The sequence below is a fragment of the Pseudomonas sp. Root562 genome, assembly GCF_001427125.1.
Taxonomy (GTDB): Bacteria; Pseudomonadota; Gammaproteobacteria; order Pseudomonadales; family Pseudomonadaceae; genus Aquipseudomonas.
The window spans coordinates 264,927-282,891 of the sequence record NZ_LMGK01000020.1 but is presented as its reverse complement, the minus strand read 5'-3'; the positions used below and the strand labels follow the sequence as shown (position 1 = coordinate 282,891).

14 protein-coding genes, 1 tRNA gene and 2 pseudogenes are annotated in these 17,965 nt (G+C 56.3%); 7 read left to right on the top strand and 10 right to left on the bottom strand.

The window, feature by feature from the left end:
- The first annotated feature begins 139 nt into the window (after positions 1-139).
- The 5 genes from lon to ASD60_RS14950 all read left to right on the top strand — a co-directional run bounded on the left by lon (position 140) and on the right by ASD60_RS14950 (position 6,104).
- Positions 140-2,536: an endopeptidase La gene (lon, locus tag ASD60_RS14970; RefSeq protein ID WP_056854739.1), complete on the top strand. Its 2,397-nt coding sequence runs from the start codon at positions 140-142 to the stop codon at positions 2,534-2,536.
- Positions 2,537-2,685: 149 nt separating this feature from the next.
- Positions 2,686-2,958, top strand: a complete 273-nt coding sequence (locus ASD60_RS14965) for an HU family DNA-binding protein (protein WP_002552737.1) — start codon at positions 2,686-2,688, stop codon at positions 2,956-2,958.
- A gap of 53 nt (positions 2,959-3,011) precedes the next feature.
- Positions 3,012-3,089, top strand: a tRNA-Leu gene (locus ASD60_RS14960).
- A 102-nt stretch (positions 3,090-3,191) separates the two neighbouring features.
- Positions 3,192-5,063 carry a SurA N-terminal domain-containing protein gene (locus tag ASD60_RS14955; protein ID WP_056854738.1) on the top strand — a complete coding sequence of 624 codons (1,872 nt, stop codon included), beginning with the start codon at positions 3,192-3,194 and terminating at the stop codon, positions 5,061-5,063.
- A gap of 201 nt (positions 5,064-5,264) precedes the next feature.
- On the top strand, positions 5,265-6,104 hold the full coding sequence (locus ASD60_RS14950; RefSeq protein ID WP_056854737.1) for a DUF2242 domain-containing protein: 840 nt from the start codon (positions 5,265-5,267) through the stop codon (positions 6,102-6,104).
- A 319-nt stretch (positions 6,105-6,423) separates the two neighbouring features.
- On the opposite strand, the gene ASD60_RS14945 is transcribed toward ASD60_RS14950, so the two are convergent.
- The 4 genes from ASD60_RS14945 to ASD60_RS14930 all read right to left on the bottom strand — a co-directional run bounded on the left by ASD60_RS14945 (position 6,424) and on the right by ASD60_RS14930 (position 9,728).
- Complete coding sequence (locus ASD60_RS14945) at positions 6,424-7,464, bottom strand: AraC family transcriptional regulator (protein WP_056854736.1); 1,041 nt, start codon at positions 7,462-7,464, stop codon at positions 6,424-6,426.
- Positions 7,465-7,467: 3 nt separating this feature from the next.
- A complete protein-coding gene (locus ASD60_RS14940; protein ID WP_056854735.1) occupies positions 7,468-8,598 on the bottom strand; it encodes a nitrilase-related carbon-nitrogen hydrolase in 1,131 nt (376 codons plus the stop codon).
- 247 nt (positions 8,599-8,845) lie between these two features.
- Positions 8,846-9,256: a hydroxyisourate hydrolase gene (gene uraH / locus ASD60_RS14935; RefSeq protein ID WP_056854734.1), complete on the bottom strand. Its 411-nt coding sequence runs from the start codon at positions 9,254-9,256 to the stop codon at positions 8,846-8,848.
- 10 nt (positions 9,257-9,266) lie between these two features.
- Positions 9,267-9,728, bottom strand: a complete 462-nt coding sequence (locus ASD60_RS14930; protein WP_236708475.1) for a GlcG/HbpS family heme-binding protein — start codon at positions 9,726-9,728, stop codon at positions 9,267-9,269.
- Between the two features lie 188 nt (positions 9,729-9,916).
- Between ASD60_RS14930 and ASD60_RS14925 the strand changes: the two genes are divergently transcribed.
- Entirely contained in the window at positions 9,917-10,588 is a 672-nt protein-coding gene (locus ASD60_RS14925) for a heavy metal response regulator transcription factor (RefSeq protein ID WP_056854732.1), read from the top strand.
- Positions 10,585-11,955 (top strand): heavy metal sensor histidine kinase, encoded by a 1,371-nt coding sequence (locus tag ASD60_RS14920; protein ID WP_056854731.1) that lies wholly within the window; start codon positions 10,585-10,587, stop codon positions 11,953-11,955. Before ASD60_RS14925 ends, ASD60_RS14920 begins: the two co-directional genes overlap by 4 nt.
- Positions 11,956-12,089: 134 nt before the next feature.
- Here ASD60_RS14920 and ASD60_RS14915 read toward each other — a convergent pair whose 3' ends face one another.
- The 6 genes and pseudogenes from ASD60_RS14915 to ASD60_RS29900 form a co-directional block, all read right to left on the bottom strand.
- Positions 12,090-13,628: a cryptochrome/photolyase family protein gene (locus tag ASD60_RS14915; protein ID WP_056854730.1), complete on the bottom strand. Its 1,539-nt coding sequence runs from the start codon at positions 13,626-13,628 to the stop codon at positions 12,090-12,092.
- A gap of 25 nt (positions 13,629-13,653) precedes the next feature.
- Positions 13,654-13,959, bottom strand: a complete 306-nt coding sequence (locus ASD60_RS14910) for a DUF6482 family protein (protein WP_056854729.1) — start codon at positions 13,957-13,959, stop codon at positions 13,654-13,656.
- 14 nt (positions 13,960-13,973) lie between these two features.
- Positions 13,974-14,684, bottom strand: a complete 711-nt coding sequence (locus tag ASD60_RS14905; RefSeq protein WP_056854728.1) for an SDR family oxidoreductase — start codon at positions 14,682-14,684, stop codon at positions 13,974-13,976.
- 38 nt (positions 14,685-14,722) lie between these two features.
- Positions 14,723-15,313 (bottom strand): GTP cyclohydrolase I FolE, encoded by a 591-nt coding sequence (folE, locus tag ASD60_RS14900; protein WP_056854727.1) that lies wholly within the window; start codon positions 15,311-15,313, stop codon positions 14,723-14,725.
- Between the two features lie 447 nt (positions 15,314-15,760).
- A pseudogene (locus tag ASD60_RS29905) lies at positions 15,761-16,351 on the bottom strand (methyl-accepting chemotaxis protein); the annotation flags it as partial.
- A gap of 267 nt (positions 16,352-16,618) precedes the next feature.
- A pseudogene (locus ASD60_RS29900) lies at positions 16,619-17,656 on the bottom strand (PDC sensor domain-containing protein); the annotation flags it as partial.
- Positions 17,657-17,965 lie beyond the last annotated feature (309 nt).

Sequence of the window (17,965 nt, the reverse complement as noted above, 5' to 3'; positions counted from 1 at the left end):
AAGGGGCCTTCGGGCCCCTTTGCTTTTTGCATGTTATTACACAGTCTTTGTGCTTGTTTTTTTTCAAGGCTGCCCCCATCTTGGTTTCAAGCTTACTTCCATCTGTTTCCGGCCTTATGGCCGCCGTAGAGGCGAAATCATGAAGACAACCATCGAATTGCCTCTCCTGCCATTGCGTGATGTCGTTGTGTATCCGCACATGGTTATCCCGCTGTTCGTGGGGCGCGAGAAATCCATCGAAGCCCTCGAGGCCGCGATGACGGGCGACAAGCAGATCCTTCTGCTGGCTCAGAGAAACCCTGCTGACGACGATCCCGGTGAAGACGCGCTTTATCGCGTGGGTACGATTGCTACCGTCCTGCAGCTGCTCAAGCTGCCTGACGGCACTGTCAAGGTTCTGGTCGAAGGCGAGCAGCGGGGCGCTGTGGAGCGCTTCAGCGAAGTGGACGGCCATTGCCGTGCCGAGGTCTCGCTGATCGACGAAGTTGACGCGCCAGAGCGCGAGTCGGAAGTGTTTGTCCGCAGCTTGCTGTCGCAGTTCGAACAATATGTGCAGTTGGGCAAGAAAGTCCCGGCTGAAGTCCTGTCGTCGCTCAACAGCATCGACGAACCCGGGCGCCTGGTCGACACCATGGCCGCGCATATGGCGCTGAAAATCGAGCAGAAGCAGGAAATTCTCGAAATCATTGATCTGTCGGCCCGGGTCGAGCACGTTCTGGCGTTGCTGGATGCCGAGATCGACCTGCTGCAAGTCGAAAAACGCATTCGTGGTCGCGTCAAAAAGCAAATGGAGCGCAGTCAGCGCGAGTACTACCTGAACGAGCAGATGAAGGCCATTCAGAAAGAACTCGGCGACAGCGACGAAGGCCACAACGAAGTCGAAGAGCTGAAAAAGCGCATCGATGCCGCCGGCTTGCCAAAGGACGCACTGGCCAAGGCCACGGCCGAACTGAACAAACTCAAGCAGATGTCGCCAATGTCCGCGGAAGCGACCGTGGTTCGTTCGTACATCGACTGGCTGGTTCAGGTGCCGTGGAAGGCGCAGAGCAAGGTTCGACTGGACCTGGCGCGTGCAGAAGACATTCTGGATGCCGACCATTACGGTCTGGAAGAGGTCAAAGAACGCATCCTCGAATACCTCGCCGTGCAAAAGCGGGTGAAGAAGATTCGGGGTCCGGTGTTGTGCCTGGTCGGCCCTCCAGGCGTGGGTAAAACCTCGCTGGCGGAGTCGATCGCACACGCCACCAACCGCAAATTCGTGCGCATGGCCCTCGGCGGTGTACGCGATGAAGCGGAAATTCGTGGTCATCGCCGGACTTACATCGGTTCGATGCCAGGAAGATTGATTCAAAAGATGACGAAAGTCGGCGTTCGCAACCCGTTGTTCCTGCTCGACGAGATCGACAAGATGGGCAGCGACATGCGTGGCGATCCGGCATCGGCGTTGCTGGAAGTGCTCGATCCGGAGCAGAACCACAACTTCAACGATCACTATCTGGAAGTCGACTACGACCTGTCCGATGTGATGTTCCTGTGCACCTCGAACTCGATGAACATTCCGCCGGCACTGCTGGACCGGATGGAGGTGATCCGTCTGCCGGGCTACACCGAAGACGAGAAAATCAACATCGCCGTCAAGTATCTTTCGCCGAAGCAGATCACTGCCAACGGTTTGAAGAAAGGCGAGCTGGAATTTGACGCCGAAGCGATCCGCGACATCATTCGTTACTACACTCGCGAAGCCGGTGTGCGTGGGCTGGAACGTCAGATTGCCAAAGTCTGCCGCAAGGCGGTCAAAGAGCATGCGCTGGAAAAACGCTTCTCGGTGAAGGTTACTGCCGACGATCTGGAGCACTTCCTCGGCGTACGGAAATTCCGTTACGGCCTGGCAGAGCAACAGGATCAGATCGGTCAAGTGACCGGGTTGGCGTGGACCCAGGTGGGTGGCGAGTTGTTAACCATCGAAGCTGCTGTCGTGCCCGGCAAAGGGCAGTTGATCAAAACCGGATCGTTGGGTGACGTAATGGTCGAATCGATCACTGCGGCCCTGACGGTCGTGCGTAGCCGTGCCAAGAGCCTGGGCATTCCCCTGGACTTCCACGAGAAGCGCGACACTCACATCCACATGCCGGAAGGGGCTACGCCTAAAGACGGTCCTAGTGCCGGCGTAGGCATGTGCACGGCGCTGGTATCGGCATTGACCGGCATTCCTGTGCGCGCGGACGTGGCCATGACCGGTGAGATCACCTTGCGCGGGCAAGTGTTGGCGATCGGTGGTTTGAAGGAAAAACTGCTCGCCGCTCACCGCGGCGGAATCAAGACAGTGATCATTCCGGAAGAGAATGTTCGCGATCTGAAGGAAATTCCTGACAATATCAAGCAGGATCTACAGATTAAACCGGTTAAATGGATTGACGAGGTCCTGCAAATTGCGCTGCAATACGCGCCGGAGCCCTTGCCGGATGTGGCTCCGGAGATTGTCGCGAAGGATGAAAAACGCGAGTCCGATTCCAAGGAAAGAATTAGCACGCATTAGTACGTATTTGCCTGGGGGGCTTCCTTGACAGCTTTTTAGAGCCCTTGTTATAAAGCGGCTCTTAAGTGTCTGTAGGCCATTCAGCACACGTTTTTGCTTTCACCAAAAAAACTTAGAATCATACTCAAATAGATATAAGGGGACTTAGAGTGAACAAGTCGGAACTGATTGATGCTATCGCTGCATCCGCTGATATCCCGAAAGCTGCTGCTGGCCGTGCGCTGGACGCTGTAATCGAATCCGTCACTGGCGCTCTCAAGGCTGGCGACTCTGTTGTTCTGGTTGGTTTCGGTACCTTCTCCGTAACTGATCGTCCAGCTCGCATTGGTCGTAACCCACAGACCGGTAAGACACTGGAAATCGCAGCAGCCAAAAAACCAGGCTTCAAAGCCGGTAAAGCACTGAAAGAAGCTGTCAACTAAGTTTGATTCAGGTTTTTGCCTATCCGGGTCGGGGTCAAGCCTGACCTGGCAGCGGAGCGGTAGTCCAGTCGGCAGGTCGCCGGTCCGAGACACCGAGGCTCGCCAGTTCGAGTCATCGGTCCGCTCCGCCAGTTACGAGAAGGCGCATCCTCGGATGCGCCTTTCTTCTATCCGGATTCTACCCACGCTCCACGGTTGCCTAATTTTGAAGTTCAACCGTTTATGGGGGACGCATGCTGCAGAATATCAGGGACAATTCACAAGGCTGGATTGCCAAGACCATTATCGGGGTCATCGTTGCACTGATGGCTTTGACCGGTTTCGACGCCATTTTTCAGGCCACGACCAACAAGAATGAAGCGGCGAAGGTCAACGGCGAAGAAATCAGCCAGAACGAGCTGAGTCAGGCGGTCGATATGCAACGCCGTCAACTCATGCAACAGCTGGGCAAGGATTTCGACGCTTCCTTGCTCGACGAAAAAATGCTGCGCGAATCGGCTCTCAAAGGCTTGATCGATCGCAAACTGCTGCTGCAAGGCGCAGAAAGCTCCAAGTTCGCTTTCTCCGAAGCGGCCCTGGATCAGGTCATCCTGCAAACCCCTGAATTCCAGGTGGATGGCAAGTTCAGTCCAGAGCGCTTCGATCAGGTCATTCGCCAACTGGGCTACAGCCGTATGCAATTCCGCCAGATGCTGGCTCAGGAAATGCTGATCGGTCAGTTGCGCGCCGGTGTGGCGGGCAGTGGTTTCGTCACGGATGCACAGGTAATGGCCTTCGCCCGTCTGGAAAAACAGACCCGCGATTTCGCTTCCCTGAACATCAAGGCCGACCCGGCAGCGGTGAAGCTGACTGACGACGAAGTCAAAGCGTATTACGACGAACACGCCAAGGAATTCATGACGCCGGATCAGGTGATCATCGATTACCTGGAGTTGAAGAAGGCTTCTTTCTTTGATCAGGTCAGCGTCAAGGACGAAGACCTGCAAGCGGCGTATCAGAAAGAAATCGCGAACCTGTCCGAGCAACGCCGGGCTGCGCACATTCTGATCGAAGTGAACGACAAGACTACCGAAGCTCAGGCCAAAACCAGGATTGACGAGATCCAGGCACGCCTGAACAAGGGTGAGAAGTTCGAAGCGCTGGCCAAGGAGTTCTCGCAGGATCCTGGTTCGGCAAATAACGGCGGTGATCTGGGTTATGCCGGTCCTGGCGTTTACGATCCTGTATTCGAAAAAGCGTTGTACTCGTTGAACAAGGACCAGGTTTCCGAGCCGGTTCGTACCGACTTCGGCTTTCACCTGATCAAGCTGCTGGGTGTGGAAGCGCCTGAAGTGCCGACGCTCGCCAGCCTGAAAGACAAGCTGACCCGTGAGCTGAAGGCCGCGCAGGTTGAGCAGCGTTTCGTCGAGGCGACCAAGCAACTGGAAGACGCTTCGTTCGAGGCTTCCGATCTGGCCCAGCCAGCGCAGGACTTGAAGTTGACCGTTCACACCTCCGCGCCGTTCGGCCGTGAAGGTGGTGAAGGCATTGCGGCCAACCGTGCCGTAGTCACGGCTGCGTTCAGCCCCGAAGTGTTGGATGAGGGTGCGAACAGCACCGCCATCGAGCTCGATCCGGAAACCGTAATCGTGCTGCGTGCCAAGGAACACCTCAAGCCTGCGCAACTGCCGCTGGAAAAAGTGTCAGCTGCCATTCGAGTGCAATTGACCAAAGAACACGCCAGTGCTGCTGCCAAGACCAAGGCTGAGGAGTTGATTGTCAGTCTGCGCGATGGCAAGACTGCGCTGGACAAGGCGATCGATGGTCAGACCTGGAAAGTGACTGAAGCGGCGACCCGCGCTCAGGAAGGGGTAGACCCTGCTGTGTTGCAAGCGCTGTTCCGCATGCCCAAGCCTGCCAGCAAGGACAAGCCGACGTTCAGCAGCGTGACCCTGCCTGATGGCAGCCTGGTGATCGTACGCCTCAATGGCGTGAATGAAGCAGCAGCACCTACCGAAGAAGAGAAGGCTCAATACCGTCGCTTCCTCGCGTCGCGTGTAGGCCAGCAAGACTTCGCGGCTTATCGCAAGCAGCTGGAAAGCCAGGCCGAGATCAAGCGTTTTTGATCCAGGTTTGAGTTGAGTCTCACAAAAACCCCGGCCCCGAAAGGTCGGGGTTTTTTGTTACATCTGCAACGACGAACGCGCGGGACGTTTGCCAAATATCGGAGTCAACACACCTGTAACTGTTTTAAGACACAATCGTTGCGCCGCTAAGCATCGATCTGTTGCACAATACGCCCCGAACCGTTTTTCTCAGGATGTTCAATGTTTAAATCATTTCCCATGCGGGTTGTCGGGCTGGCGTTGCTGCTGGCCACTGCTGCCGGTTGTTCGTCGAAGAAGACCGCCATCTATGAGCATGAGAATTTCGACGACTCCGGAACATTTTCCCGCAACTATCCGGTGACCGATTCTGCGTCCTGTGAAGCCGCTCGTCGGGCTTTGCTCAGCCAGGGTTACATCATCACCAGCAGCGATCCGAAATTGGTCAGCGGGCACAAGAGCTTCCAGCAGACCGGCGAGACCCACATGGAAATCAGTTTCAGTGTGGTCTGTGCCGAAGATGGTAGCGCCGGGCATCACGCCACGGTGTTCGCCAACGCCTTGCAAGACCAGTACGCACTGAAGAAAACCAACAACTCCGCCAGTCTTGGTGTCGGCGTGCTGGGGTCGGTGTCGATGCCGATCGGTTCGTCGGACGACTCGATGGTCAAGGTCGCGAGCGAAACCGTGACTTCCGCCAAGTTCTACGAGCGTTTCTTTGCCTTGGTCGAGCTGTTCCTGCCCAAGGAAGTAAAGGAAGCGGCGCACATTACCGAGAAACCGAAAACCGATCTGGGCGTTCCTGAGCCCAAGGCTGTACCGGCATCATTGGCCCCGGAAGCCGCCGCAGCGCCTGCACCCGCGGCCGAGGCACCCAAGGCCGCTGAAGTGGCGCCAGCCGCTTCTGAACCGGTAGCACCGCCGCCTGAGGCCGCACCGATTACCACCACCCCGGCTTCGGAACCCGCCCCTGAGGCGCAAATCATCACGCCGCCTGCCAACCCCAGCGATTTGCCTGCGCCAAGTGAGCCGATTCAGGCGATGCCGGTTACTGGCCAGTAACATTTGCAAACATTGATACAGATCAAGCCAGGCCGCCGTTCGGCGGCCTGAATTAAAAAAGCCGCTGATAAATTCCTGATGCCCTGCTACGTTTTATTCAGAGGCGACGCAGAGTTGTGCCCGCGTCATTTTTCTTTCACACGGGCACCTTACCCTCGGAGTCGCTGATCACTGGGTCAGACGCAATTTCAACAAGCTGTGGGGGATTCGAAAATGGACGATTATCAAGAAGAGCTGCTCGAGTATCAGGCGTTTGAACTGGACCCACTGGAACCTGCCGAAGACGCTACCGAGCTTTAAGCCGTCAAGGCTTGCTGCTTTAAGCCGATTGCCTGTGGCTGCGGCGAAACTCGCCGGGAGTCTGGCTGGTCCAGCGTTTGAACGCGCGTTGAAACGCTTCGGCTGAGGCAAAGCCCAGCAGGTAGGCGATTTCGCCGAACGCCAATTCGGTATCGCGAATGTAAGTCATGGCCAGGTCGCGACGGGTATCGTTGAGGATTGCACGAAATTGCGTGCCTTCTTCGGCGAGTTTGCGGCGCAAGGTCCAGGTGGGCAGCTTCAGGCGTGCCGCCACTTCTTCCAGGTCGGGTTCCCGGCCACCATTGAGCAATGGCCCCAGTAACTGAGTGATGCGTTCACGCAGGCTGCGGGTGCGTGTCAGTTGCTCCAGTTCCCGTTCACACAAGCTCAGCAAGAGGCGCCAAGTGCTCGGGCAGTGCTCCGGATTGCGTTTGGCGAGGCTGGCCAGGCTCAGGCGCAATTGATTGTGTTCGGCACCAAATTGAATTGTGCAGTCGCCCAGCGCGTCGTAGGCGGCGCTGTAGTCGGGTGCTTCGAATTCGATGTCGATGCGTTCGGCGCTCAGTGGGGCAGGGCTCACGCTGGACAACTGCTGCAACCAGCCCGCGAGGATAGAATCCACTACGAAACGGTTGTAGCTGTTGTAAGGGCTGATGGAGTAAAAGCGCAGCCAGGCTCCCTGCGGGTCTTCGTGAAAGCTTGAATGGCCGCGATAGTTGGACCCATACAAGGCTTCGAAGCGAATCAGGCAGCGCGCCGCCTCGCGTACCGTGGGTGCCTGGGCTGCCGTGATGCCCGCCAGGCCCGCTTGGCTGAGGCGGCTGAGTTGGCCCATGCGCAAGCCGAGCGCCGGGTTGCCGGTCAGCTGAATCGCACCATGTCCCAGACGCATGTAGCGCGGAATCGAAAGGCGCGCACCCGCTTCGCTGAGGCGGGCCGTGTCCAGGCCGTATTGCTCGAGCAGGGGCTGGGGGTCCGCATCGAAGCTGCGCACGGCGTCCGCCAGGCTATGAACGAAGCCCACCGATAAATCGCCGAGACGCATCGGCAATGGTTTCATGGCTTACAACCACAGGTTCAACAAACGCGCGCCGCGGGCATTGTCATCGGCAAAGTGTTGGCCGTTGCGGCTGAGAAAACTTTGCCCGGCGCTGGGCTGATCCCAGAACTGGCCGCGCAAGAACACGCTCATGCCGGCGATAGCCTGGCTGGAGGGCGCTTGAGTGGTCAGGGTCAAATGGTGCCACGCTTGGCCTTCGCTGAGCTCCCCGGGCTTGAGGCTGACAGAGCCGGGTGTCGATGAACCTTTGTAGCCGCGCCATGGTTGATCCCAGGTGCCCCGGCCGCCAACGAACGCCGGGACCGCGACGAGTTGTGCCCGTTCAGCGTCGAGCTTGCGGTAGTTGTCCGGGTACCAGCTGTCGCTGCCGATCAGCACGCCCAGACGCCCGGCCGGGGTGTCGACGACATTGAGCGCATGTTCGCCATTGGCCTTGATCGCATCCCGCTGTTCAAACACCGGATGCATCTGTCGCTGCGGCTGACCGATGGGCAAACCCTCGCGGCTGAATACCACACTGCTGTTATACAGCGCGCCGCGACCGATTTTCAGTGTGCCGTCGATGACGCTGGGCTCGGGCAACACGATGGAGCCAGCCACCAGTGTCACGTCGAATTCTTTCGCCAGCCCGCCGAACAGCGCCTGATAGTCCTTGGCCATCCCTTTGGCTTTCATCCGCAAGTGAGCATCGTCCAGACGGCTGCTACCCTCGGCGCCGATCAGTGCCCGGACGAACTTCAACGGATTGCTCACGGCCAGCCAGTTCATGGCCTCCTTGAGTGTGGTGGCCTGGTACAACTCATCCTTTTCGCCGCTGACCATCAGCCACGTGCCGATATGCTCCGGCAGCACGACAATGGTTTTCGCATTCAACAAACCTTGATCCCGAGCCTTTTGCAGGTAAGCGGCGAGCTTGCGGTGCAAGCGTTCCGGGCTTTGATAGTCGGTTGGAAACAGCTCGGGCTGGATACCCAGCAAGTTGCCCCGATCAGCGGGCTGGCCCTGATCGACAGCGAGATCGATGCGCAGGTCCGAGAGGTAATGGCCCATCGGGCGATCGGCGGCCCACATGGCGTAGGTTGTGAGGGCGGCGACCAGCGCCATGGATAAAGTCAGGTACAGAAGTTTGCGCATGGGGGAACAGTCAACGGCCGTATAAGGGCATGGTTTTTCAGTATGGATAGTATCGAAGGCTACGGCAAATCAATGGGTTGGTAAAAAAATCCAGACAATCAGGGATATTTCCCTGCCAGTTGCCCCAAGTTGTGCACTCGGTCATCGCACAGGTTTCAATGCCAAAGACAAAACGGCAACGCCGCCCCTTAGGGCGGCGTTGTGATGTATCGGTGCGCAATGAAATCGATTGAGTATCGCTTATTCATCAATTCCCACGGTAGGTGGAGAAGCCATAGGGGCTGAGCAGCAATGGGATGTGGTAGTGCGGGACGGTGCCGTCCACCTCGAAAATGACGGGTACTTCCGGAAAGAAACTGGACGTCTTATGTGCCTTGAACCACTCACCGGTCTTGAAGGTGACACGGTAAGTTCCTTTCTCCAGACCCCGACCTTGCGGATACAGCCCGGTGATGCGGCCTTGCTCATTGGTTGCCGCGCTGTTGAGCAGGTCCCAGGTTTTTCCATCCTGTTTTTCCAAAGTGACATTCACTCCAGGGGAGGGCAGGCCATCCTGCAAGTTGAGTACATGCACGCTCAATGGATTGGCTGCCGCTGCCGCCAGGGTTGAAAGGGCACTCAATACAGCGCCAACGAAGAAACTTTTCAATACAGTCATGGTGATGTCCTTAGTTTTTAACGGCAGGTAAAACTTTGTTGATAGCGACCACTGCACAACCTTCATCGTTTGCAGCGCCACCCGCACCGGCCACTCCGATGGCGCCGATGACCTCACCATCGAATTGCAATGGCACGCCTCCGCCGAGCAGCAACAGCTCATCAAGGGTGTTGAGGTTTTGTGCATCTGGATTAGCGCGAGCGCGTTCGGTTAACAACCGCGTCGGTGTCTTGGTCGACAGCGCGGTATAGGCTTTGCGTTGCGCGGCTGACGTGTTGTGCGGGCCAACATTGTCATCGCGTTGCACGGCAACCAGATTGCCGCCACGATCAACAACGGCGGCAACGGCTGTGCGCCCCTCGGCGTGGCAAGCCGTCAGCGCGGCATTAAGCAAATCGTTGGCCATTGCAAGTGACACGTCCTTGCGCTGCGCAATCTGATCCGGGGCTGCAACGGCGAACGCAGAGCTCATTGCGAGTGTGAGCAGCAATGAAGTCGATAGGCTTGTAGGCATGCGGTTTCCTTGGCTGAGTCTGTTTGAGTCATTGCCAGACATCATGACCAGTGCACCCCGTCAGAATGATTGCCTGCGGATTACCAATATGTAATGTGAGAATTCAGCGAAGCGGGCTAGCCTGTGCTCCAGTTTTGGAGGAAAAAATGCGTATCCTGGTGGTTGAAGATGAAACGAAAATGGCGGATTACCTGCGCAAAGCCCTGACTGAATCAGGCTATGCGGTAGAGATCGCTCTTGACGGGCTGGACGGCCAGCATTTGGCGCAGGAGAGTGAGTTCGACCTGATCATTCTGGATGTCATGCTGCCAGGGCTGGATGGCTGGCAATTACTGCAAATCATCCGGCGCAAATGGCAGACTCCAGTGCTGTTCCTCACCGCGCGCGACTCGGTTGATGATCGGGTCAAAGGGCTGGAGTTGGGGGCCGATGATTATCTGGTGAAACCTTTTTCCTATGCCGAGTTGTTGGCCCGCGTACGCACATTGCTACGCCGTGGTCCGCCTCGCGAAGTCGAGCATTTTGTGGCTGGCGACCTGAGCCTGGACTTGTTGCGCCGCAAGGTCATGCGCAACGGAGAGCGCCTCACCCTGACCAACAAGGAGTTCGCCCTGCTGCATCTGCTGCTCAGTCGTGAAGGGGAAGTCCTGTCGCGCTCGCTGATTGCCTCCCAGATCTGGCAGATGAACTTTGACAGTGACACCAATGTGGTCGATGTCGCCATCCGTCGACTGCGAGCCAAGGTTGACGATCCTTACGCGCTGAAGTTGATCCACACAGTGCGTGGTATCGGTTACATGCTCGAGGTGCAATCCTGAATCTGTATCCGCGCACCCTGAGCCTGCGCCTGGCGATCATGTTCGCACTGGTCAGCGGGCTGTTGCTGGGCTCCCTTGGTTTTTATCTTTATCAATCGTTACAGCGAGAAATTGCCTGGCGCGATGACCAGGCCCTGCTGGGGCGGCTGGAGCGCATGCAAGCATTGATCAGCGATAGCGACAGCATCGAGCAACTGCGAGGGCGGCCCAAGCTCTACGAAAACATGTTGGGCAATAACGACAATCTGCTATGGATCGTCGATGACACCGGCAAGGTGTTGATCGAAATCAACCCAGTGCGTATGACCTTGCCAACGCTGCCGGCTGCACCCCAGGCTCGCCTCGGTGACGGTCACGCGCCTGAATCAGTGCGGCTTGCCTGGCGGGATGTCATGCAGGGTGATCGCGGCTTGACCCTGATCGCTGGCAAGTTGTTGAGTGAGCGCGACCAGATGCTGGGTGCTTATCGACTCAAGCTCTGGTTGGCCATGTCCGTCGGTGCGCTGTTGGCTTTTGCATTCGGCTGGTGGGTGAGTCAACGAGGCTTGCACCCCGTGCGCCTGCTGGCAAAACGCGCCGCCGGAATTGACGTGCAGCATTTGCATCTGCGGCTGGATGAGTTCAATGAATTGAATGAACTCAAAGTGCTCTGTAATGCCCTCAACCAAATGCTTGCCCGCCTTGAGGATGGATTCGCCCAGCTTTCACGTTTCTCGGAAGACCTGGCCCACGAGATGCGAACCCCGCTTGGCAACCTGATGGGACATACCCAGCAAGCTCTGAGGCGCAGTCGCTCTATCGAGGACTATCAGAATCTGCTGGTTTCCAATCAGGAAGAGTATGAAAGGCTGGCGCGTATGATCGACAGCATGCTGTTTCTCGCTCGCACCGAGCAGCCAAACGCTGGCGTTAAATTCGAGCACATCAACTTGAACGATCTGGTTGAGCAGCTATGCGAGTATTTCGAAGGTGTGGCGCAAGAGCGAGATGTGCAGCTGCTAAACCTGGCCCGGGATCAGTTGCTGGGTGATCCAGACTTGATCCGTCGAGCATTGGCTAACTTGCTGGCCAATGCCTTGCGCTACGCACATCCTGCGTCTGCAGTGAAGATCAGCAGCAGGGTTTCTGAGCACAAGCTAAAAATCACGGTGAATAACCAAGGGGAGCCGATTGCCGCAGAGCATCTTCCACGATTGTTTGAGCGCTTTTATCGATGCGACCCGTCACGTAATCAGCCCGACGATTCCGGGGGACTGGGGTTGGCCATTGTTCGCTCAATCATGCAACTGCATGGCGGTTGTGTAGCCGTTGAAAGCACTGAAGCGGGTACGAGCTTTCATTTGGAATTTCCCTTGAAAAGCGCTTGAGCGGTCTTCGCTGACATTCAGCTTCGACTTGTCGACCGTACGCCGTGATGAATTCCTCCCATGTCTCGGAACCGCGCGCTCGTGCGGCGAAGCCTGGCCTCACGGACGGTCAAGCTTCATCGATCCAGGTGCACTTACAGTGATTCCCCGGCATCCAGTTTGGCGAGCAGGATCTGTCCACGTTGCCAGAGTTCTTGCTGCTTGAGGTCAGGCATGCGTCCGAGGTTTTTGTAAACCATACCCATCCGTTGGTTACCGCGCAGAAGATCGCCATGGCGCATCAAAAAATGCCAATAGAGCGCGTTGAAGGGGCAGGCGTCTTCCGTGGTGCTTTCACTCACTTTGTACGCGCAGTCTCGGCAATAGTCAGACATGCGTTTTATGTACTGGCCACTGGCGCAGTAGGGTTTTGAACCCAGGTATCCGCCATCGGCGTGCATGACCATGCCCAGCGTATTGGGGAGTTCGACCCAGTCGAAGGCGTCCATATAGATCGCCAGATACCACTCGCAAATCTGGCTCGGCGCGATACCGGCGAGCAGGGCAAAGTTGCCGGTGACCATCAGCCGTTGGATGTGATGGGCATAGGCATGTTCCAGGCTTTGGCCGATGGCTTGACGCATGCAGTTCATTTGCGTTTTGCCGGTCCAGTAGAACTGCGGCAGTGGCCTGCTATTGCCGAAGACATTGCCGTTGGCGTAGTCAGGCATCTTCAGCCAATAGACACCTCTGACATATTCCCGCCAGCCAATCAGTTGGCGGATAAAACCCTCCGCGGCATTCAACGCAATCCGCCCCGACCAATAGGCCGACTCCACATCGGTGCACAACTGGCGGACGTCCAACAGACCGATATTGAGCGCCGCGCTTATTCGGGCGTGAAACAGAAACGGTTCGCCGCTGGCCATCGCATCCTGATAATCGCCGAACCCGGCCAGGCCAAAATCCAGAAAGTATTCCCATAACACCTGGGCATCAGCGTGGGTCACCGGATAGTCGAACGCCTCCAGGGAACCGTAGTGGTTGTCGAAGCGTTGCCGCACCAGCGCAAGCACTTGCTGAGTGATTACGTCCGCGGAAAAACGTGCTGGATAGGGCGCTTTCACGCCTTTTGGCAACGCCTTGCGGTTGTCCGCATCAAAGTTCCAGGCGCCACCGACGGGGCTGCCGTCGCCATTGAGCAACACACCAGTTTTGCGACGCATCTCCCGATAAAAGAACTCCATGCGCAGCTGCTTTTTACCGTCCGCCCACGCAGAAAATTCGTCACGGCTGCAGAGAAAGCGGGTGTCGGCATGCCACTCAATTGACAGGCCGCACGCCTTGAGCGACTGCTCGAGACGCCAGTCACCGCACTCGGTCAAGTGCAGTTCAGCCGGCTCAAGCAATGCGTGCCAACGCGTCAATTCGCCCGGCACCGAGCCGGTATTGTGCGGGTCATCGAGGGTTACGTACTGCACGCGAATGCCGCGCTGCTGCAACGCTTCGGCAAAGTGGCGCATAGCGCTGAAGACAAGGGCGATTTTTTGTGGGTGATGGAGCACATGGCTGGCTTCCTCCATCACCTCGACCAGCAACACCGTATCGTGCTCGGCGTCCAGGCCTTGCAAAGAGGCGAGGTCGAACGATAACTGGTCGCCCAGAACCAGACACAGGCGGCGGGAGGTTTTCATGCGAGATGATCCAGATGCATCCACCTCAAAATGGCTCCTTGAGTGAAAAAGGAATGCGCAACGAATCTATGGGACCTTCACGTACGCCGCACATTTCATCGTGCACGCACTGCTGCACCAGTACGCAGGGAAAAGGTGGAACCAGTTGCAGCAAATCACGCAGATGACTGACGGAACGAAGGTGCAGTGGTTGCGCGGCATCGTTGAGCAGCGTGAACTGCCCATGATCCTGCGTGACGCGCGCCAGATAAATACCACCCTCCAGCGACAGCAGCTCCAGCTCCCGGATTTCGCCCTTCGAGGCTTGCTCGATCAACGTTTGCAGATTCAAGGTGTACTCCTTGCCTACCAGGGCAGGCGTTCTCCGTTGTAAGCAAAGAAATCGCCGCTGTCGGCTGGCGCCAAGCGGTCAATCAGTGACAACAATTCTCGGGCAGCAATGCTTGCGGGCCTGGCAGCAGAGGCACCCCGAAAGGGCTGTGACAGGCCTGATATGACAGTGCCAGGATGAAGGCTCAGCAAGCGGGTCTGAGGACGGGTGCGAGCCAGTTCGATTGCTGCCGTTTTGATCAGCATGTTCAACGCCGCCTTGGAGGCGCGATAGGCATACCAACCGCCCAGCCGGTTATCCCCGATGCTGCCGACCTTGGCGGAGAGCACCGCCATCGCGCCTTGTGGATCAAGCAAGGGCAGGAAGTGGCGCAATACCAGAGCAGGGCCGAGCGTGTTGACCTGGAAAACCGCCTGAAATTGTGCCGCTTCAATCGCGGCGTAACTTTTTTCAGGCTTGATTTCGTCGCGATGGAGCAGGCCAGCGGCATGCACGATCAACTGATACGGCGCTTCGGCCGCTAATTCGGCGGCGGCCCTGCCGATACTCTCGGGCGCTTCCAGATCCAGTGGCGGAACACTCTGGCGTCCCAGCTCGCGAACACTCGCACAACGTGGATCGGCGTGGAGCCATTGGCAAAAAGCCGCGCCGAGTGCTCCGCTCGCACCGATCACTAAGGCATGGTAGCCATCGCCAAGGGAGTTCATCGTGAAGGACGTGTTCATTAGCCTCTCCCACCGACAAGCGTGATTGCTTGCGCACGTTAACGACGGCGCCCGATCAGTTGCAGGAATTCCTGACGCGTCGTGGACGACTCGCGAAAGGCGCCCAGCATCACCGAGGAAGTCATTACCGAGTTTTGCTTTTCTACGCCGCGCATCATCATGCACATGTGCTGTGCTTCGATGACCACCGCCACCCCGGCGGCATCGGTGATGTGCTGGATGGCGTCGGCAATCTGCTTTGTCAGATTTTCCTGAATCTGTAAGCGACGGGCGAACATATCGACCACTCGCGCAACCTTCGAAAGGCCCAGGACACGTCCGGTGGGGATGTAAGCCACATGCGCCTTGCCGATGAAGGGCAGCATGTGGTGCTCGCACAATGAATACAGTTCGATGTCGCGCACGATGACCATTTCATCGTTTTGCGACTCGAACAGCGCGCCATTGATCACCTCTTCCAGGTTCATCGTGTAGCCATTGCACAGGTACTGCATGGCTTTGGCGGCGCGTTTGGGCGTGTCCAGCAGTCCTTCACGCTCAGGGTTCTCGCCAACGCCGACGAGAATTTCACGGTAATGCTCGGTTAGAAATGGGTCCACGTTGATGTTCTCAGCGATGCTGCATTTCATGAAAGGGACACCCCCGGCAGCAGGGGCGCGCTGGCTGAGAAATTTGATTTCCCGGGCGCAGAGCGGGCATTCACCGTCGAAGTAAAGCGTGAATGGTCACTGCTTTTAATTGTACATGATGGTTAGTGTTGTATAGGTTTTGTATAAGATAGGCCGAAAAAAAGCGGCTGACAATGGTCGCCACGCCGCACAAATCATTGGGAGACGCACGCATAGGCTGTTGGCGCTGATGCGATTTTGACCCAGGTTACTGATTTTTGATGACCCATGGGCATCCTCTGAAATCCCACGCAAGGTCATCGATTGCTGAGTATTCGAATGGGGAAATGACTTCCGGCGGCTTGGGTCAAATTCGCATCAGCGCCAACACAGAACCGATCGCTGTCTTTTGCGGACGTTTATTTTCGGACTGTACTTGGTATCTGCATCTACCAACGCTTGAAATGACTAGACCTTAAACTGACTCACTAAACTTATCTGGTGACTGGCCAACGAGTTGAGACGCGCACTCACTTTAGCTGATTCAGCGGCTTGTCCTGTCAGTGTCTCAGTCACGCTACGTATCGCCGACACGTTTCGGCTTACTTCTTCAGCTACGGAGCTTTGCTCCTCAGCAGCGCTTGCTATCTGCAAGTTCATCTCTGTGATGACACCAACTGCGTCGCTGATTTGTGTAAGGGCGTTGGACGCTCGGATAATTTGAGTAGCATTCACATTTGCCCTTTCACGACTCGAATGCATGGCAGACACAACATCCTGGGTGCTTCCTTGGATACGATCAATGACGATTCGAATCTCCTCCACCGAGTTTTGAGTACGTCTGGCGAGGTTGCGAACTTCGTCCGCCACGACCGCAAAACCACGTCCGCTCTCGCCCGCTCGTGCAGCTTCAATTGCTGCATTGAGGGCGAGGAGGTTGGTCTGTTCTGCAATGCTGCGAATGACTTCCAGCACAGTCCCGATTTCTACGCTGTGAACCGCCAGAGTTTCGATTTCACCGACCGCTCTGCTGACATCCTCAGCCAAGGCTTTAATGTCCCGAGCTGTAGTTTCGACTATTTTCATACCTTCTCGGGCGGATTCGTCAGCGCCGGTAGCTGCTGTGGCCGCATTGGCGGCGCTGGCAGCAACGTTTTGAGCGGTAGCGCTCATTTCGTGTGACGCTGTAGCTACCTGCTCGATCTCACGATACTGCTGCTGCATTCCTTCACTATTCAGATGCGCTATTTGGGACGATTTATCAGCAGTCGTGCGAGCGTCGGTGATACTGGTTTTGATGAGGGCGATGGTAGGCTGAAGCTTATCTAGAAATTTATTGAAGTTGCTCGTCAGAGCGCCCAGTTCGTCTTTACGGCTGTAATCAAGGCGCCGTGTTAGATCCCCGTCACCGCTAGCGATGTCTTCCAGCATCTGAGCGACACGATTGATAGGCTTAGACACGCCCGACGCGGTTAACCACAAAACGCCCATCCCTAAGAGTCCAGCGCCAATTGAAACAAGTAAGGTCATCCAGGTACCACTACGTTGTGAGTCGTTGAGCATTGATTGCATTTTCAATGCGTCTGCAAGCAACACGTCTCTGGGAACGTCCACTAAAACTCCCCAGGCTGGCACCCCCTCGACCGGTCTCACCGGATAAATTGCTCTGATTAGGCTTCCCCGTGCAACGACCGTGGCCGTACCCGCTTGAGTCAGTTGGAGTATTTCCTGCCCATACTCGCCAAGGCGCGTTTGAATCAAATCTCCAATACTTTTAGGGTTATCACTGTTAGCTGCAAGGATACCTTGGCTCGATACAATCAGAACATGACCTGCACCATTAAACAGCTCAGCTCCAGCCTGCTCAGCGTTTACTTGGAGCGAACTTAAGGCAAGGTCTACACCTGCAACACCTACGATCGTCCCGTTTATATTGATGGGTATGGCAACAGTCGTCATGAGTACGGTTTCGGTGCCGACCATTCCAGCGTAGGGCTCTAATAGGCACTGCTTGCCCGAGGCTAATGCGCATCTGTACCACGTATTAGCTGGTGCACCAGCTGCGTTCGCATCCTCCTTATTCAAGTCGGCTTCTGTGATAGCACTGTGGATGTCGGCCCCACCGAAACGGCTCCAATAAGAACCAAACCGGCCTTGTTCATTCGATCCGCGGCCCGTGTCATTCACAAAAGCTTGGTCGTTTCCATCAAGAGCATTAGGTTCAAAAACACCCCATACCCCTAAGACAGATTTGTTGCGTTTGAATGCCCTTTCTATAGCCCTAGTGGCTTCTTCGCGGATGGCAGCGTCGGATATGCCGAGCCGTTTCGCAGCGCTGCCTAGATTGGAAAGCTGTTCAGCCATGTCGTGCGCGAGCATGACGTCCGAAGAATAAAGCTTTTGCAGGAGAGCGGCTTTCTCAGCTGCTTGGGCGAGCAGGAGTTGTTCAGTGCTTTGTGTTAGAGCGCGTTCGCTTTCATGACTGACCAGAACATTGTTCGAACTGCTCTGGTAAATATTCATGCAAACAAGGGTAATAACTACGGCTGCGAGTGAGAGGCCAGCCAGGAGAGTAATTCTAAGCCGAATGGATAGAGAGTTGGACATACTAATGCTCGCATTTAAGTATTGGAACACGTTGCTTCGGTATGCCCACTGATGAGAATAAAACTT

Bases quoted from the DNA above. Each gene is read 5' to 3' on its own strand.
- lon (WP_056854739.1), top strand. From the start codon at position 140: ATGAAGACAACCATCGAATTGCCTCTCCTGCCATTGCGTGATGTCGTT.
- ASD60_RS14955 (WP_056854738.1), top strand. From the start codon at position 3,192: ATGCTGCAGAATATCAGGGACAATTCACAAGGCTGGATTGCCAAGACC.
- ASD60_RS14950 (WP_056854737.1), top strand. From the start codon at position 5,265: ATGTTTAAATCATTTCCCATGCGGGTTGTCGGGCTGGCGTTGCTGCTG.
- ASD60_RS14945 (WP_056854736.1), bottom strand. From the start codon at position 7,464: ATGAAACCATTGCCGATGCGTCTCGGCGATTTATCGGTGGGCTTCGTT.
- ASD60_RS14940 (WP_056854735.1), bottom strand. From the start codon at position 8,598: ATGCGCAAACTTCTGTACCTGACTTTATCCATGGCGCTGGTCGCCGCC.
- uraH (WP_056854734.1), bottom strand. From the start codon at position 9,256: ATGACTGTATTGAAAAGTTTCTTCGTTGGCGCTGTATTGAGTGCCCTT.
- ASD60_RS14930 (WP_236708475.1), bottom strand. From the start codon at position 9,728: ATGAGCTCTGCGTTCGCCGTTGCAGCCCCGGATCAGATTGCGCAGCGC.
- ASD60_RS14925 (WP_056854732.1), top strand. From the start codon at position 9,917: ATGCGTATCCTGGTGGTTGAAGATGAAACGAAAATGGCGGATTACCTG.
- ASD60_RS14915 (WP_056854730.1), bottom strand. From the start codon at position 13,628: ATGAAAACCTCCCGCCGCCTGTGTCTGGTTCTGGGCGACCAGTTATCG.
- ASD60_RS14905 (WP_056854728.1), bottom strand. From the start codon at position 14,684: ATGAACACGTCCTTCACGATGAACTCCCTTGGCGATGGCTACCATGCC.
- folE (WP_056854727.1), bottom strand. From the start codon at position 15,313: ATGAAATGCAGCATCGCTGAGAACATCAACGTGGACCCATTTCTAACC.